Annotated in this window: 14 protein-coding genes; 7 read left to right on the top strand and 7 right to left on the bottom strand. The window is 67.8% G+C overall.

The genetic code is table 11. From position 1 onward, the window contains the following. Positions 1-94 precede the first annotated feature (94 nt). The 5 genes from JFY56_RS06520 to JFY56_RS06500 all read right to left on the bottom strand — a co-directional run bounded on the left by JFY56_RS06520 (position 95) and on the right by JFY56_RS06500 (position 3,733). Positions 95-1,060 (bottom strand): FecR domain-containing protein, encoded by a 966-nt coding sequence (locus JFY56_RS06520; RefSeq protein ID WP_208312719.1) that lies wholly within the window; start codon positions 1,058-1,060, stop codon positions 95-97. Then, positions 1,057-1,593 carry a sigma-70 family RNA polymerase sigma factor gene (locus JFY56_RS06515; RefSeq protein WP_208312718.1) on the bottom strand — a complete coding sequence of 179 codons (537 nt, stop codon included), beginning with the start codon at positions 1,591-1,593 and terminating at the stop codon, positions 1,057-1,059. Before JFY56_RS06515 ends, JFY56_RS06520 begins: the two co-directional genes overlap by 4 nt. 120 nt (positions 1,594-1,713) lie before the next feature. Next, complete coding sequence (locus tag JFY56_RS06510) at positions 1,714-2,031, bottom strand: hypothetical protein (RefSeq protein ID WP_208312717.1); 318 nt, start codon at positions 2,029-2,031, stop codon at positions 1,714-1,716. Continuing rightward, the gene (locus JFY56_RS06505) at positions 2,028-2,561 is read right to left on the bottom strand and encodes a thiamine pyrophosphate-binding protein (RefSeq protein WP_208312716.1); all 534 of its coding nucleotides are present in this window, start codon (positions 2,559-2,561) and stop codon (positions 2,028-2,030) included. Before JFY56_RS06505 ends, JFY56_RS06510 begins: the two co-directional genes overlap by 4 nt. Then, positions 2,558-3,733, bottom strand: a complete 1,176-nt coding sequence (locus tag JFY56_RS06500; RefSeq protein ID WP_208312715.1) for a PepSY-associated TM helix domain-containing protein — start codon at positions 3,731-3,733, stop codon at positions 2,558-2,560. The genes JFY56_RS06505 and JFY56_RS06500 overlap by 4 nt, the downstream gene beginning before the upstream one ends. A gap of 569 nt (positions 3,734-4,302) precedes the next feature. Between JFY56_RS06500 and JFY56_RS06495 the strand changes: the two genes are divergently transcribed. The 7 genes from JFY56_RS06495 to JFY56_RS06465 all read left to right on the top strand — a co-directional run bounded on the left by JFY56_RS06495 (position 4,303) and on the right by JFY56_RS06465 (position 11,907). Continuing rightward, positions 4,303-4,605: a ferric uptake regulator family protein gene (locus tag JFY56_RS06495; protein WP_208312714.1), complete on the top strand. Its 303-nt coding sequence runs from the start codon at positions 4,303-4,305 to the stop codon at positions 4,603-4,605. Between the two features lie 15 nt (positions 4,606-4,620). Next, the gene (locus JFY56_RS06490) at positions 4,621-5,787 is read left to right on the top strand and encodes an efflux RND transporter periplasmic adaptor subunit (RefSeq protein WP_208312713.1); all 1,167 of its coding nucleotides are present in this window, start codon (positions 4,621-4,623) and stop codon (positions 5,785-5,787) included. Further along, positions 5,784-7,736: an ABC transporter permease gene (locus JFY56_RS06485; protein ID WP_208312712.1), complete on the top strand. Its 1,953-nt coding sequence runs from the start codon at positions 5,784-5,786 to the stop codon at positions 7,734-7,736. The genes JFY56_RS06490 and JFY56_RS06485 overlap by 4 nt, the downstream gene beginning before the upstream one ends. Continuing rightward, entirely contained in the window at positions 7,733-9,091 is a 1,359-nt protein-coding gene (locus JFY56_RS06480) for an efflux transporter outer membrane subunit (protein ID WP_208312711.1), read from the top strand. Before JFY56_RS06485 ends, JFY56_RS06480 begins: the two co-directional genes overlap by 4 nt. Positions 9,092-9,187: 96 nt before the next feature. After that, positions 9,188-10,294, top strand: a complete 1,107-nt coding sequence (locus JFY56_RS06475; RefSeq protein ID WP_208312710.1) for an NADH:flavin oxidoreductase/NADH oxidase — start codon at positions 9,188-9,190, stop codon at positions 10,292-10,294. Between the two features lie 157 nt (positions 10,295-10,451). Then, positions 10,452-10,781, top strand: coding sequence for a hypothetical protein (locus JFY56_RS06470; RefSeq protein WP_208312709.1), 330 nt, complete (start codon positions 10,452-10,454; stop codon positions 10,779-10,781). A gap of 88 nt (positions 10,782-10,869) precedes the next feature. Continuing rightward, entirely contained in the window at positions 10,870-11,907 is a 1,038-nt protein-coding gene (locus tag JFY56_RS06465; RefSeq protein WP_208312708.1) for a zinc-dependent alcohol dehydrogenase family protein, read from the top strand. Positions 11,908-12,230: 323 nt separating this feature from the next. Here the strand turns inward: JFY56_RS06465 and JFY56_RS06460 are convergent, their stop codons facing one another. Continuing rightward, complete coding sequence (locus JFY56_RS06460) at positions 12,231-13,676, bottom strand: mannose-1-phosphate guanylyltransferase/mannose-6-phosphate isomerase (protein ID WP_208312707.1); 1,446 nt, start codon at positions 13,674-13,676, stop codon at positions 12,231-12,233. A gap of 266 nt (positions 13,677-13,942) precedes the next feature. Continuing rightward, positions 13,943-14,590 (bottom strand): alginate O-acetyltransferase AlgF, encoded by a 648-nt coding sequence (gene algF, locus JFY56_RS06455; protein WP_208312706.1) that lies wholly within the window; start codon positions 14,588-14,590, stop codon positions 13,943-13,945. Positions 14,591-14,603: the final 13 nt, after the last annotated feature.

Genomic DNA, 14,603 nt, shown 5'->3' with positions numbered 1-14,603 from the left:
CTTCAGTGAGCGGGCAGGCTGTCGTCTCCTTCTGAATCGGATGAGCGAGAAAAACCGGAAGCTCAAATGAAAATTATTTTCATGTTGCCGACGATCAGCGCGGCTCGATGCTGATCCACCAGGGCAGCGTGCGCTGGATTCGCACAGGCAGGGCGCTCTGCAGCATGGCCAGGGCGCGGTCGCTGTCGTGCAGCGGGAAGCTGCCCATCACCCGCAGGTCGGCCACCGCCGGATCGACGCCGAGATGGCCGTGGCGATAGCGCGACAGCTCCTCGGCGAAGGCCGACAGCGGCATGTCGTTGGCGGCGAGGATGCCCTTGCGCCAGGACTGCCGCGCCGGGTCGGCGGGCTGCGGCGCGTCGATGACCGCCGCGTCGAAGCGCACCTGGCTGCCGGCCTCGATCACCCGGTGCGAGGTGCCGTCGGCGGTGCGGATCTCCACCGCGCCCTCGAACACCGCCAGGCGCGTGACGCCGTCCTGCTGGGTGACGCTGAAGCGCGTACCCAGCGCGCGCATGCGGCCCTGGCTCGATTCGACGATGAAGGGGCGGCCGTCCCTGGCCGTTTCGATCAGCACTTCGCCCTGCAGCAATTGCAGGCGGCGCAGGTCGGCGCGGAAATCCACGTCCAGCGCGCTGTTGCCGTTCAGCCACAGTTGCGTGCCATCGGCCAGGCGTTCCTCGCGCATCTCGCCGGTGCCGCTGCGCAGGTCGGCCTGCAGGGCCAGCAGGCCGTTGCGCAGGCGGGCGTTCTGCCAGCCGCCCCAGCCCAGCAGCGCGCCGCCGACCAGCACGGCGAGGCCGCTCAGGGCCTGGCGCCGGGTCGGTTGCGCGCGGCGTGCCGAGCGCAGTGTCTGCAACGCAATTTCGCTGTCGCCCTGCAGCGGCTGGAAACGCTGGCCGATGCGCTCGACATAGGTCCAGGCGGTGCGGTTCAGCTCGCTCTGCGCATGCCACTGTGCCCAGCGCTCGTGCACGCGGGCATCGCCGGGGGCGGCGGCGAGGCGAGCGTACCACTGGGCGGCCTGCTGCAGCGTCGAGTGATCGGGCTTGCTGCTCATGAACCGGCCAGCGCCTCGTCGAGTTCGACTTCCAGCAGCAGGCACTGGTACATCGCCTGGGCCATGTACTTGCCGATGGTGCGTTCGGAGAGGCCCATGCGCTGGGCGATCTCGCGATAGCCGAGGCCCTGGACCTGGGCCAGCAGGAAGGCTTCGGCGACTTTCTCCGGCAGGCTTTCGAGCATGGCGTGCACCTGCTCCAGCGCTTCCAGGATCATCGCCCGCTGCTCTTCCGACGGCGCGTAGGCATCCGGGCGGCAGGCCAGCACGTCGAGCCAGGCCTGCTCCACCTGGCGGCGCCGGCGGAAGTCGATGCAGGCATTGCGCGATACCGCGAGCAGATAGGCGCGCACGTGGCTGTCGCTCTCGAACTCGCGCTTGCGCACCAGCAGGCGCAGGAACACGTCATGCGCCAGGTCCGCCGCGTCGCTGGCGTTGCCGAGCATCTTGTACAGCCAGTTGCGGACCAGGCCGTGGTGTTCGCTGTAATAGAGGTGCACCTGGCGCAGGTAGGCCTGGTCGGGTGTCGACATGGAGGAACCTTGAGATGAGAAAATTATTTATTTGAGATTTATTCTCATTCTATAGGTGTGGCCGTCGTGGCAGCAAGGCGCCACGGTGGGCCATTCGTCCAGTGGTCGTATCCGGCTTGCTCAGAGAGTGTTGATCTCGCTGTGATCGACCTCCACCGTATGTCCCGGCCCGAGATCGAACAGCACGTAGAACTCATCGGGCGGGCGGCGGAAGGTCAGGCTGGAGTCGGCGCCCAGCTTGCCGGGCAGGATCACCTTGCCGTCGTAGCCAATCACGTCGAGGGTCGCGCCGGGGGCGGCGGCGCCGTCGCTCATGCCGGCGACGCAGCGGACCTGCTCGGCGTCCAGCGCCTTGCACTCGCAGAACAGTCCGTGGGCGAAGGCGGCCGGGCTGATGGCCAGGGCGAGCAGGGCGCCCAGTCGGGAAAGTCGTTTCATTGCTTCGTACCTCGTTGCTCCAGCCAGGCAACCAGCGATGGCGATGCCTGGGCCAGGGGAATGCTGGCCTGGTGGACGCTGCCGTCCCAGCCCTCGACGGTGAGCCAGAGCTCGTCGCCTGGGCGCACCCGCGTCGGCACCGGCACTTCGGCGAAGCGCCGGTACGGGCTGCCCGACAACAGCGCTCCGGCGGCGCGCAGGCTGCGCGGCTCGCCGATGCGCAGGTAGGCGGCCCTGATTCGCGCGTCGCAATCCACGCAGAACGCCAGGGTGAAGGCTTTCATGTAGCCGGCGCGGCCTTCCAGTTCCGGGGCGCCGGTCTCCCATTCGGCCAGGCGCGCGCTCCACGGGCCGACCTGCAGTTCGCCGGCCTCGCGCTCGCCCAGCCCGGTGAGGCCGCGATCGACCTGTGCCTCGTACAGATAGACGGGCATGTAGCCGAGGGGGATCAGCACCAGCAGCGCGCTGAGATGGAAGCGCCAGCGCAGCCACAGGCGGCGCGCGGCGGAAGTTCGGGGCGTGGCGCTCATTGGCTGCTCTCCAGGCTGGCGGCGACGGCGTTGGCGGACGAGGCGCGTTTCAGCTCCTTGGCCGTGGCGATCAGCGTGCGCTTGCTCCAGATGAGCAGGCCGCTGAGCACCATCATGCTCAGCAGCAGGCCGAAGACGAACCACACCAGCTTGATCCAGATACCGCCGAAATCGCCGGTGTGCAGCGGGCGCATGGATTCGATGACGAACTCCACGCCGGTGCGGTCGCCGAGCAGGCGGGTGGCCTCGACCGTGCCGTCATAGGGATTCACCGAGGCGCTTTCGTGCATCAGCGGATACCACGCCTTGCCGCTCACCTCGATGTGGGTATAGGCGTCGCCGGGGAAGCTCAGCCACACCGGCTCCAGGCCGGGGATGCGCTCGCGGGCGGCGGCGAGCGCCTGGTCCGGGCCGACGCGCGGCGGTGGGGCGCCATCGGTCAGCGGCACCTGCTGGTGGCCGATGATGGTCGGCACGCCTTCGCTGGAGAGGGTCACGTGGTTGTCGTAGAGCAGCGCCTGGATCAGGAACCAGGTGCCGGTGATGGAAATCACCGCGATGAACCAGATCGACCAGATGCCGCTCAGGCGGTGGAAATCGCCCCAGAAGATCCGCGCGCCGTGCCGGAAACGCAGGGTTGGCTTGAGGAAGCCGCGCCAGAAGCGCTTGTACACCACCAGTCCGGTGACCAGCGAAGCCAGCATCGGCAGGCCGAGCAGCGACACCAGGTACCAGCCCCAGCTGTAGCCGTTGGTCCAGGGCACCAGCCACCAGCCATGCAGCGCGCGGGTGAACTCGCGGAAGTCGAACAGCGGACTGCTGCCCTGTACCTGGCCGGAGTAGGGGTTCACATAGAGCGTGGCGTTCTTGCCGTTCGGGTAGCTGACGGAGGCTTCGAGGGCGAAATGGCTTTCGCCGGGCACATGCAGCCGCTGCACCGACGCGCCCGGCTGCTGTTCGGCGATGGCTGCCAGCACGGCGTCGTAGCCCAGCCGCTGGGCATCGTCGGCCGGCGCGCTGGCGCGCACGTCGGGATTGGCCAGCCAGACGATCTCCTGGCTCACGGTCGCCAGGGTGCCGGTAATGCACACCAGGAAGACGAAGAACCAGATCGGCAGGGCGAGCCAGCTGTGCACCAGGAACCAGATCCTGGAACGGGATTTCTTGGACATGGGGAATCGACTGCACGGAAGTGGAAAGAAGCCCGCCGGCGTGGGCCGGCAGGCAAGAGGACACCAAAGGATGGGGTGTTCCATGAGTAAGGACGGATGAGACGGGAAAAACCGGCAGTTTCAGTTGCAAGCAATTGTTTCGGCGGGGCGGACGGCGGCTTTTGGGTAAACCGTAGGGTGGAAAACGGCGAAGCCTTTTCCACCTGCGTAGAAGCGAAAGGTGGACAAGCTTCGCGTTGTCCACCCTACGCATCCGGGCAGCATCGTCTTGCCGATGGCCCCTCACCCTAACCCTCTCCCGGAGGGAGAGGGGACTGTCCAGAGTTGCCGGTTGGCACAGGTATTTAGCCCGACGCCGGATAACCCCCTCTCCCTCCGGGAGAGGGCTGGGGTGAGGGTGCTCCAACGTCGATCTTTCCCCGCTTCTTTCGCGGCCTCCACGGCCAGGGAAATAAAAAGATTCGTTTTCTCTTGCGGGTTTTTCGTTCTCGTTCGTCTCTATCTATGAACACCACGGATTTGCCCCGGACGCTCCGCCCAAGCAGCCAATAACGAGAAAGGAGACTCGCATGACCGCCCATTCCTTCCATATCCCGACCCCGCGCCCCGCGCGCCAACTGCTGGAGCGCGCCGGACTGCGCTGCAGCCTGTCGCGGCTGAAGGTGCTCGACCTGCTGTACAACTGCCACAGCGGCACCGTCCTTGAACTGCACGCCCGCCTGCAGGGCCAGGACCTGGAGATCCCGGTCAACTGCGTGCGCCAGGCCCTGCGCCGGCTGCACAAGAGCGGCGTGCTGGAACGCGACGAGCAGAAGCGTTATCGCCTGGCAGCCAATGACGTTATCGCCGCTGAGCACCCGACCCAGCACTGAGCAAGGAAGTAATCGATGTTGTGGTACACACGGGGCCGGGTGGTCGGTCTTGCGGCGCTGGCGCTCGTCCTCGCGGGTGGCCTCGCCTGGTCGTTCGGTTCCGACCAGACGCGCTATCGGACCCAGCCGGTGGCGCGCGGCGATATCGAGTCGCTGGTCAATGCCATCGGCACCCTCAAGCCGCGCACCCAGGTGGAAGTGGGGGCGCGGGTTTCCGGGCAGATCGACCGGCTGCACGTGAAGGCCGGCGACGTGGTCGCCAAGGGCCAATTGCTCGCTGAGATCGACCCGCGCATTCCGCAGGCCACCGTGGACGCCGGGCAGGCGCAGCTGGCCGACCTGCAGGCGCAGCTCGCCGAACAGCGTGCCCGCCTGGAACTGGCGGCGCAGCAGCAGGCCCGTCAGCGGCGCATGCTCGGCGACGGCTCGACGCGGCTGGAGGACGTGCAGGTCGCCGAGGCGGAACACAAGGTCGCGGCGGCGCGCATCCGCCAGCTCGAAGCGAAGATCCAGCAGACCCGTTCCACCCTCGGTGCCGACCGCACGCAGCTGGAGTACACGCGCATCTACGCGCCCATCGCCGGCACGGTGATCTCGCTGAACGCGGAGGAGGGCCAGACCCTCAACGCCACCTACCAGACGCCGGCCATCCTGCGCATCGCCGAGCTGTCGTCGATGACCGTGTGGACCGAGGTTTCCGAAGCCGACGTCGGCCGCGTGCGGGTCGGCATGCCGGTGCGCTTCACCACCCTTGGCGGCGAGGGACGCAGCTGGAGCGGCACCGTCCGCCAGGTACTGCCCGCGCCGCAGGAGCCGAAGACCCCGGAAGGCGCTACCAATGAGACGGCGCCCGCCAGCAAGGTGGTGCTGTACACCGTGCTGTTCGATGTGGACAACGCCGACGGCGAGCTGATGCCGCAGATGACCGCCCAGGTGTCCTTCGTCAGCGCCACCGCCCAGGACGTGTTGCGGGTGCCGCTGGCGGCGCTGGATGCGGTGCCTGGCGAGCGCGGTCGCTACCGCGCGCGGGTGCTGGACGGCAGCAAGGCCCAGCCGCGGGAGGTGCGCGTCGGCGTGCGCAACCGCCTCGACGGCGAAGTGCTGGACGGCCTCGCCGAAGGCGAGACGCTGGTGCTCGGCGAACTGGACCGGGACGACCAGCCGCGGAGGTTCCAGTGGTGAGTGCGCAGCCCGCGCTGATCGAGCTGGAGGGCATTCGCAAGGAATACGGCGGCGGTACCAGTCCGAAGGTCACGGTGCTGCACGGCGTGTCGCTGCGCATCGAGGCCGGGGAGTTCGTCGCCATCGTCGGCGCGTCCGGTTCCGGCAAGTCGACCCTGATGAACCTGCTCGGCTGCCTCGACCGCCCCAGCGCCGGTACTTACCGTTTCGCCGGTGTCGATGTGGCGGAGATGGATGGCGACCAGCTGGCCTGGCTGCGCCGCGAGGCGTTCGGCTTCGTCTTCCAGGGCTACAACCTGATTCCCACCTGCAGCGCGCGGGAGAACGTCGAGGTGCCGGCCCTCTATGCCGGTCGCCCGGCAGACGAGCGTGCCGTGCGCTCCACGGAGTTGCTGAAGCGCCTGGGCCTCGGCGAACGCCTGGAAAACCGCCCGAACCAGCTTTCCGGCGGCCAGCAGCAGCGGGTTTCCATCGCCCGCGCGCTGATGAACGGCGGCCGCATCATCCTCGCCGACGAACCCACCGGCGCACTGGACAGCCGCAGCGGCGAGGAGGTGATGGCGCTGCTCGACGAGCTGTCCGCCGAGGGCCACACGCTGATCCTCATCACCCACGACCGCCAGGTAGCGGCGCGGGCGCGGCGGGTCATCGAGATCCTCGACGGCCGGATCGTCTCCGATACCGGCAGCGCGCCGGTGGAAAAGGCCCTGCCGGCGCCGGACCTGGCCGGCGCCCGGCAGTCCGGCGGCGCCAGCCTTGCCGCCGATCTCGGCGAGGCGTTGCGCTCGGCCTGGCGGGTGATGTGGCTGAACCGCCTGCGCACCGCGCTGACCCTGCTCGGCATCGTCATCGGTGTGGTCTCGGTGATCGTCATGCTCGCCATCGGCCTCGGCACCAAGCAGCAGATCGTGCGGCAGATGGCGGCCCTTGGCGCCACCGTCATGTACCTCGGCGGCGATCATCCGCCGGAGGGCGGGCCGCAGGGCGACGTGACCCTGGACGATCTGGAGGCGCTGGCCGGACTGCCCTCGATCCGCCATGCCATGCCGGTGATCGGCGACCCGGTGACGGTGCGCCGCGGCAACCTTTCCAAATCGATCTACACCTTCGCCTGCACTGTGGAAATGCCCGCCATCCACCGCTGGCCGGTGGCCCATGGGCGCTTCTTCAGCGACGCCGAGGACCGCGCCCTGGCGCCGCTGGCGGTGCTCGGGCACAAGGCCTGGAAGCATTTCTTTCCCGACGGTGACGACCCGCTCGGGCAGCAGATCCTGGTCGGCAGCGCGCTGTTCGAGGTGATCGGGGTGATGAAGGAAAAGGGCGCCGATTCCGGCGTCGAGGACTACGACGAGATGATCTTCATCCCCTACCAGGCCGGCCGCACGCGGGTCTACAAGGGTTTCACCCATCCCGACTACGCGGTGATCGACGCCATCGCGCCGGAACAGGTCGAACGCGCCGAGCGGGATATCCAGGAACTGCTGGCGGAGCGCCACGGGCGCAAGGATTTCTCCGTGGGCAACGCCGCGGCCAAGCTGCAGGCGCAGGCCCAGGCGCAGGACAGCATGACCCTGATGCTCGGCCTGATCGCCGCGGTGTCGCTGCTGGTCGGCGGCATCGGCGTGATGAACGTGATGTGGATGACCGTGCGCGAGCGCACCCGCGAGATCGGCATCCGCGTCGCCACCGGGGCGCGGCAGAGCGACATCCTGCGGCAGTTCCTCAGCGAATCGGTGCTGCTCAGCGTGGTCGGCGGCGCCATCGGCGTGGCGATCGGCCTGGCCATCGGCGGCGTGCTGCTGGCGGCCGGCGTGCCGGTGGTGTTCTCGCTGACGGCGATCCTCGGCGCCTTCGCCTGCGCGCTGGCGACCGGGCTGATATTCGGCTTCGCTCCGGCGCGCAAGGCGGCGCGGCTCGATCCGGTGGTGGCGTTGGGGAGCGATGCATGAAGCGGCGTTTCCTGTGGATGGCGAGTGCCCTGGCGCTGGCCGGCTGTGCCGGCGAGCCGGAACCCCGGGTGCCGTCCGTCGAACTGCCGGCGCAGTGGCGCCATGCCGCGCCGGGCGAGGCCGATGCGGTGGATGCCGACTGGTGGCGGCGCTTCGGCAGCGCCGAGCTGGACGCGTTGGTCGAGCGCGCCCGGCGTGACAGCTACGACATCCAGGCCGCCGAAGCGCGCCTGCGCCAGGCCCGCGCCGCCGCGACGGTGGCCGGCGCGGCGCTGCTGCCGACGGTAGACGGCGTCATGCGGGCGGCGCGCCAGGATGGTCCGGGCGATGCCTACCATGACTACCGCGTTGGCCTGGAGGCGAGCTACGAGGTGGACTTCTGGGGCCGCAATCGTGCCCTGCGCGATGCCGCCGGCCAGCAGTTCCGTGCCTCGCGCTTCGACCTCGACACCCTGCGCCTGAGCCTCACCGCCGCTGTCGCCACGGCCTGGCTGGAGCGCGCCGGGCTCGGCGAGCGGCTGCGCATCGCCGAGCTGGACCTGGCGAGCGCCGAGCGGGTTCTCGCCACCCTGCAATCCCGCGAAAGCGCCGGCGCCGCCATGCCGCTGGAACTGGCCCAGCAGCGTGCGCTGGTGGCGGGGCAGCGCGTCGCGGTGGCCAGCCTGCGCCAGCAGGCGAACGAAAGCGAAGTGGCGCTCGGCGTGTTGCTGGGCGTGGCGCCGCAGTCGCTACAGCTGTCCGGCGTGTTGCCGGACGACCTGGCCGGACCACGGATCGATAGCGGCATGCCGGCGCAATTGCTCGGACGTCGCCCGGATATCGCCCGCGCCGAGGCGCAACTGGCCGCCGCCGATGCCGATCTCGACGCCGCCCGTGCCGCGCTGTTCCCGCGCGTCACCCTCGGCGCCGGCAGCGGCTTCGCCAGCAATCATGTCGGCGACCTGCTGAACAGCCCGTTGCACGAACTGTCCGCCGCGCTGCTGGCGCCGATCTTCGACGGCGGCCGGCTCTCCGCCCTGCGCGACCTGTCTGCCGCGCGGCGCACGGAACTGCTGGCCGACTATCGGCAGAGCATCGTCGTGGCGCTGGCCGAGGTGGAGTCCGGCCTCAACGCCGTCTCCGGGTTCGACGCGCGGTTGCAGGCGCAGGCCGAGCAGGTCCGCCAGGCGCGGCTGGCCTTCGAGCTGGCCGACTCGCGCTACCGTGCCGGCGCGGAAAACCTGCTCACCCTGCTCGACGCCCAGCGCACCCTGTACGCAGCCCAGGACCTGCAGGCGGCGCTACGGCAGGCGCGGCTGCAGGCCAGCGTGGCGCTGTACAAGGCGCTCGGCGGGGGCTGGAAGGAGGAGGGCTGAAACCGCCGTACCAAAATATTGCTGCGCATTGCTTCGCCAACCCGGTCTACATTTGAAGTGTCGAGCATTCGTTTAAAGACCGAACGGAGTGATGCCATGAGCCAGTTGTTCGAGCCCTTGACCCTGCGCCAAATTACCCTGCCCAACCGAATCGCGGTTTCGCCGATGTGCCAGTACTCGGCGAAAGATGGAATGGCCAACGACTGGCACCTGGTCCATCTGGGAAGCCGGGCGGTGGGGGGCGCCGGGCTGGTGATAGTCGAAGCCACAGCGGTGAGTCCGGAAGGGCGGATCACCGACCAGGACCTGGGTATCTGGAGCGACGAGCATATCGAGCCGTTGCGCCGGATCACCCGCTTCATCGAGTCCCAGGGCGCGGTCGCCGGCGTGCAGCTCGCGCATGCCGGACGCAAGGCCAGCACCTGGGCGCCGTGGCTGGGCAAGCACGGCTCGGTGCCGATCAGCGAGGGCGGTTGGACGCCGGTCGCGCCGTCGGCCATCGCCTTCGACCCGCAGCACACCACACCGACCGCACTGAGCGAAGAACAGCTCGGTGAGGTGCTGAAATCCTTCGTCAGCGCCGCTGAACGCGCGCTGGCTGCCGGCTTCAAGGTGGCCGAAGTGCATTCCGCGCATGGCTACCTGTTGCATCAGTTCCTCTCGCCGCTGTCCAACCAGCGCCGCGACAACTACGGCGGCTGTTTCGAGAACCGCATCCGCTTCCTGCTGGAAGTGACCAAGGCCGTGCGCGATGTGTGGCCGCAGGAGCTGCCGCTGCTGGTGCGGCTGTCCGCCACCGACTGGGTGGAGGACGGCTGGAACCCGGACGAGACGGTGGAACTGGCGCGCCGGCTGAAGGACCTGGGCGTCGACCTGATCGACGTGTCCTCCGGCGGCACCGCGGTGAACGCGGAAATCCCGGTGGGGCCGGGCTACCAGACGCAGTTCGCCGAACGCGTGCGCAAGGAGGCCGGCGTCGCCAGCGGCACGGTGGGCATGATCACCGAGCCGGTGCAGGCCGAGCACATCCTGCGCACCGGCCAGGCCGACCTGATCCTGCTCGCCCGCGAACTGCTGCGCGATCCGTACTGGCCGCTGCATGCCGCCGATGAGCTGGGCGGCCAGCAGGTGCCGTGGCCGGCGCAGTACCTGCGCGCGGCGCAGCGCGGCACGCCGCGGCGGGAACCGCTCGGCAGCGTCTGATTGCATCCATGTCGGCGTCGAAAGGCCAGGGAGCAGGCCTTTCGACCGTCGGCAGGGCAATGTAAAGAAATGTGATGAAGTTCTCGGATATGCGCTCAAATGCTATGATCGCGCCTTCGCGTCAGGATTGACGCTCTCGACATCCCCGGTGAATTGCATGGACGCAAACGAATTTCCCTCCCCGACTCCCCAGCCCGACCTCGCCCTGCTGGCCAACATCCTGGCCCTGGCGACCCGCAACATGTCGAGCATCAGCGCGCTGGTCACCCAGCTTTCGGTCGAACTCAGCCAGAGCCTCGATCCGCATCTGCAGCGGCTGGGGCAGAACACCCTGGGCGATATCGCGAGACTTGCCAGCGACCTGGACAGCCAGTGGAAGCTGATCGAATCGCTGTCGCGCTATCTCCCTCCGTGCCAGGACGTGCAGGTGACGGGTTCCGAACTGATCACCGAAATCCACATCACCGAACTGCCCCAACCGGACTGAGCAATCGGGCGCAGTTGATCGGAAGCAGCGTCGTAGCCGCCGTCGCGGTCTAGCCTGAAGGAAGTTTCATTCCCGAAGGAGTCCGTCCATGAAAGCCCTGGTCTATCGCGGTGTCGGCGACATCGCCCTGGAAGATCGTCCCGATCCACAACTGCAGCAGCCCGGCGATGCGGTGGTGCGGCTGGTGAAAACCACCCTCTGCGGCACCGACCTGCACATCATCAAGGGCGATGTGCCGACCTGCCAGCCGGGGCGCATCCTCGGCCACGAGGGGATCGGCGTGGTCGAGCAGGCCGGCGCGGCGGTCAGCCAGTTCAAGCCGGGCGACCGCGTACTGATTTCCTGCATCAGCTCCTGCGGCAAGTGCGATTTCTGCCGCAAGGGCATGGCCTCGCACTGCCGCACCGGCGGCTGGATTCTCGGCCACCTGATCGACGGCACCCAGGCCGAGAAGGTGCGCATCCCCCATGCCGACACCAGCCTCTACCACATCCCTGACGGGGTGGACGAGGAGGCGATGGTGATGCTCAGCGATATCCTGCCCACCGGCTTCGAATGCGGCGTGCTCAACGGTCGCGTGCAGCCCGGCGGCAGCGTGGCCATCGTCGGCGCCGGACCGGTCGGCCTGGCGGCGCTGCTCACCGCGCAGTTCTACTCGCCGGCGCGGATCATCATGATCGACCTGGACGACAACCGGCTGGAGGTGGCGAAGCGCTTCGGCGCCAGCGACTGCATCAATGCCGGCGCCAGCGACGTGGTGGAACAGGTGCAGGCGCTGACCGGCGGCCTGGGCGTGGACAGCGCCATCGAAGCGGTCGGCGTGCCGTCGACCTTCACCCTCTGCGAATCGATCATCGCTCCGGGCGGCGACATCGCCGTGCTCGGCGTGCATGGCAAGCCGGTGGAGTTCCACCTGGAGCGGCTGTGGTCGCACAACATCACCTTGCGCACCCGCCTGGTGGACGCGGTGACCACGCCGATGCTGCTGAAGAGCGTGGAGGCCGGGAAGCTGCAGCCGGAACAGCTGATCACCCACCACTTCGCCCTGGCGGACATCCTCAAGGCCTACGAGACCTTCGGCAAGGCGTCGGAGAACAAGGCGTTGAAGATGATCATCGAGGCGTAGGCGGGTTTCGCTGCCCCCTCACCCCAACCCTCTCCCGGAGGGAGAGGGGGCCGTTCAGATACGTAGGATGGGTTGAGCGAAGCGATACCCATGGTTGTTGTCGGCCCGATCATTGATGGGTATCGCAAGCTCAACCCATCCTACGAATTGCGTCAAAAGGGACGCGGGAGCGTGGCCCGTAGGGCGGGTGCAACCCGCCAATCCGGAGGTGTCATGGCGGGTTTCACCCGCCCTACGCCAGAGCCGGGGCCGGAACCGGGAAATAAAAAATCCCCCGCACCATCCGATGCGGGGGTAGAGGACCGCTGGGAGCTACAGCGGATTCAGCGGCCGACGACCTGGAGCTTCACTTCAGGCTCCGGGGCGCGCCCGTACACATCTTCCAGCCGCTCGATATCGTCCTCGCCGAGGTAGCTGCCGGACTGCACCTCGATGATCTCCAGCGGGATCCTGCCGGGGTTGGCCAGGCGGTGGACCGAGGCGATGGGGATGTAGGTGGACTGGTTTTCGGTGAGCAGGAAGGTCTTGTCGTCGCAGGTCACCTCGGCGGTGCCGGAGACCACGATCCAGTGCTCGGCGCGGTGGTGGTGCATCTGCAGCGACAGGCGCGCACCCGGCTTGACGGAGATGCGCTTGACCTGGAAGCGGCCGCCCATGTCCACCGAGTCGTACGAGCCCCACGGGCGGTACACGGCGCAGTGGTTCTGGGTTTCGCTGCGGCCCTGGGCGTCCAGTTCGCCGACTACCTTCTTCACGTCCTGCACGCGATCCCTGTGGGCGATCATCATGGCGTCCTTGGTTTCCACCACCACGATGTCGTCGAGGCCGACCACCGAGACCAGCTTGCCGTTGCCGTGCACCAGGCAGTTGCGGCTGTCATGCACCAGCACGTCGCCCTTGGTGACGTTGCCGTTGGCGTCCTTGTCGTGCACTTCCCAGATCGACGACCAGCTGCCGACGTCGTTCCAGCCGGCGGCCAGCGGCACCACGCAGGCGCGCCGGGTCTTTTCCATCACCGCGTAGTCGATGGAGTTGTCCGGGCAGCACTCGAAGGTCGCCGGGTCGATGTTCACCAGGTCGCCTTCGCGCTGGCTACGTTCCAGGGCCATCAGGCAGGTGTCGTAGATGTCGGCGTCGTGCTTCTTCAGTTCTTCCAGATAGCGGCTGGCGCGGAACAGGAACATGCCGCTGTTCCAGAAGTAGCCGCCGTCTTCGACGAACTCGCGGGCGCGCGCCTCGTCCGGTTTCTCGACGAAGCGCCGGACGCGGATCACGCCGTCCGGCAGGCCCTGGCCGTCGCCGGCCTGGATGTAGCCGTAGCCGGTTTCCGGACGGTTGGCCGGTACGCCGAAGAGCACCATCTCGCCCTTCTCGGCGGCATTGGTGGCCAACGCAAGGGCACGCTGGAAGGCGCGCTGGTCGTCGAGCACGTGGTCGGCGGGGAGCACCAGCAGCAGTTCGTCGCGGCCTTCGGCGACCAGTTTCATGGCGGCGATGGCCACGGCCGGCGCGGTGTTGCGGCCGAAGGGTTCGAGCAGGATCGCCTGGGTCTTCAGGTCCAGCTGTTCGAGCTGTTCCTGGACGATGAAGCGGTGCTCCTTGTTGCTCACCACCACTGGCGGCTCCATGCCTTCGAAGGCGAGGCGCTCAAGGGTCTGCTGGAACAGCGTGTGCTCGCCGGTCAGGGCGAGGAACTGCTTGGGATACTGTTTGCGGGAAAGAGGCCAGAGTCGCGAGCCGCTGCCACCGGAAAGGATTACTGGGATCATCGGTTGTTCTCCATTAAGCGTTTGCGTTCTGTCGGGTGCCTGCTCCCGGGGGAGCCTCTCCTGTTCGTGCCTTGCTGGCGGGTGCCGGACTGGTGCCGGTCTTTTTTTGTTTCGTGCGGGGCGGGGAGACCCTCACCCCAGCCCTCTCCTGGAGGGAGAGGGGGTTGTACGGAGGTGTCGGTGATCACGGAGTCTGTCCCCGCGCCAATCCAGTCCCCTCTCCCCCTGGGAGAGGGTTAGGGTGAGGGGAAACCCCCGCACCAGAATCAATCCGCCTTCACCGGCCTTTTCACCCACACCGGCGCGAGCTTGCCGCCGTTGCCGGTGACGTACAGGCAGACCACCTCGCCGCGTTCCAGGGTGACCGGCTTGAGGTCGCTGACCTTCCGGTCGCCATCGAACAGCGCCAGGTTGACCTTCACCGGGTTGATCTCGCGGTCGCCGTGGCTCTGCGGGGCGACGTTGCTGACCACGTCGGTCTTGCCGTCGGCGGTCTTCAGGGTCAGTTGGCTGCCGGACAGGTTCTGCACCCGCACCAGGGCCTTCTGCTTGTTGCGGAATGGCGGCTCGGGCACCAGCTTCGGCTGGCCGCCGGGCTGGCTGACCAGGGTGTAGTAGCTGTTCGGTTCCAGTTGCACCGGCAGGCTCTGGCTGCCGACCTTGGCGGTGTAGTTGCCCGGCGGCAGGAACTTGAAGTCGCTGGAGCCGAGCGGGGCGACGTCGGTCAGGTCGGTGTTGCCGACGCTGACGGACAGCTCGCCGTTGCCGGCGTTGTAGGCCCGCACGAACGCCGAGCCCTTGGGTGCCTGCGGGCCGTAGAGGGCGCCTTCGCCGGCGTGGGCGCCGAATGCCGAGAGGCCAAGGGCCAGGGCACAGGCGTGAGCCATCCAGCTGCGGTTCTTCAGTCGGTTCATCGGATGTACCTCC

Source organism: Pseudomonas schmalbachii (assembly GCF_017589465.1).
Lineage (GTDB): Bacteria > Pseudomonadota > Gammaproteobacteria > Pseudomonadales > Pseudomonadaceae > Pseudomonas > Pseudomonas schmalbachii.
The sequence above is the reverse complement of the archived record's forward strand: the minus strand, read 5'-3'. Positions and strand labels throughout refer to the sequence as shown.